The following is a 1466-nucleotide window of genomic DNA, read 5'->3' as shown; positions in this document are numbered from 1 at the left end:
TGGCGGAGAAGGCGTTCGCGCCGGCTCGGATCCCGTTTCCGGTGATGCATGTGGACACGGGGCACAACTTCCCGGAGGTGTTGGCGTACCGGGATCGGCGGGTGTCCGAGTTGAACGTGCAGTTGATCGTGGCGAGTGTGCAGGAGGCGATCGACTCGGGGGCGGTGCGGGAGTCGGCGGATGGGATGCGGAACCGGATTCAGACGCCGGTGTTGTTGGATGCGGTGGAGAAGTACCGGTTTGATGCGTTGTTCGGTGGTGCGCGCCGGGATGAGGAGAAGGCGCGGGCGAAGGAGCGGGTGTTCAGTTTCCGGGATGATTTCGGTCAGTGGGATCCGCGCAACCAGCGTCCGGAGTTGTGGGCGTTGTACAACGCGCGGATCGCTGCGGGGGAGTCGATCCGGGTGTTCCCGTTGTCGAACTGGACCGAGTTGGATGTGTGGCATTACATCGCTCGGGAGGGTATCGATCTGCCCGGTATCTATTTTGCGCATGACCGTGAGGTTGTGGACCGGGCGGGGATGTTGTATGCGATCAACGAGTTTCTGCCGTTGAAGGCGGGGGAGACGCCGTTCGTGGAGCGGGTGCGGTATCGGACGGTGGGTGATGCGAGCTGCACCGCTGCGGTGCGCAGCGACGCCGGCACGATCGATGCGGTGATCGATGAGGTGGCGGCGACTCGGGTGACTGAGCGTGGTGCGACCCGTGGGGATGACCGGGTGAGTGAGGCGGCGATGGAGGACCGTAAGCGTGAGGGGTACTTCTGAGGTGGCCGCTGTGATGGAACGTCAGATGGATCTGCTTCGCTTCGCCACGGCGGGGTCTGTCGACGATGGGAAGTCGACGCTGATCGGGCGGTTGTTGTATGACTCGAAGGCGATTTTCGAGGATCAGTTGGAGGCGGTGGAGGCGACGTCTCGTTCCCGTGGGGATGAGTATACGAATCTGGCGTTGCTGACTGATGGTTTGCGTGCGGAGCGTGAGCAGGGCATCACGATCGATGTGGCGTATCGGTATTTCGCGACGCCGCGGCGGAAGTTCATCATCGCGGACACGCCGGGGCATATTCAGTACACGCGGAACATGGTGACGGGTGCGTCGACGGCTGATCTGGCGTTGATCCTGGTTGACGCGCGTAAGGGTTTGGTGGAGCAGTCGCGGCGGCATGCGTTTCTGTGTTCGTTGCTGCGGGTGCCGCATCTGGTGTTGTGTGTGAACAAGATGGATCTTGTGGGTTATTCGCAGGAGGTGTTCGAGCGGATCGCGGATGAGTTCACGTCGTTCGCGGCGAAGTTGGAGGCGCCGGATTTGACGGTGATCCCGATCTCGGCGTTGCATGGTGACAATCTGGTTACGCGTAGTGAGCGTATGCCGTGGTATGAGGGTCCGTCGTTGTTGCATCATCTGGAGCATGTGCACATCGCTTCGGATCGGAATCTGGTGGATGTGCGCTTCCCGGTGCAGTA

The 1466-nt window shown here is 61.5% G+C and carries 2 protein-coding genes; both read left to right on the top strand.

Features of this window, described 5'->3' with window-relative positions:
- Positions 1-767 (top strand): sulfate adenylyltransferase subunit CysD (cysD, locus tag ABT297_RS43015; protein ID WP_350559991.1); only part of this gene is annotated, 767 nt, incomplete at its 5' end.
- A 13-nt stretch (positions 768-780) separates the two neighbouring features.
- Positions 781-1466, top strand: a 686-nt coding sequence (locus ABT297_RS43010) for a sulfate adenylyltransferase subunit 1 (RefSeq protein ID WP_350559988.1), incomplete at its 3' end; no start/stop codon positions are given.

It is taken from the genome of Dactylosporangium sp. NPDC000555 (assembly GCF_040300025.1).
GTDB lineage: Bacteria > Actinomycetota > Actinomycetes > Mycobacteriales > Micromonosporaceae > Dactylosporangium.
The sequence above is the reverse complement of the archived record's forward strand: the minus strand, read 5'-3'. Positions and strand labels throughout refer to the sequence as shown.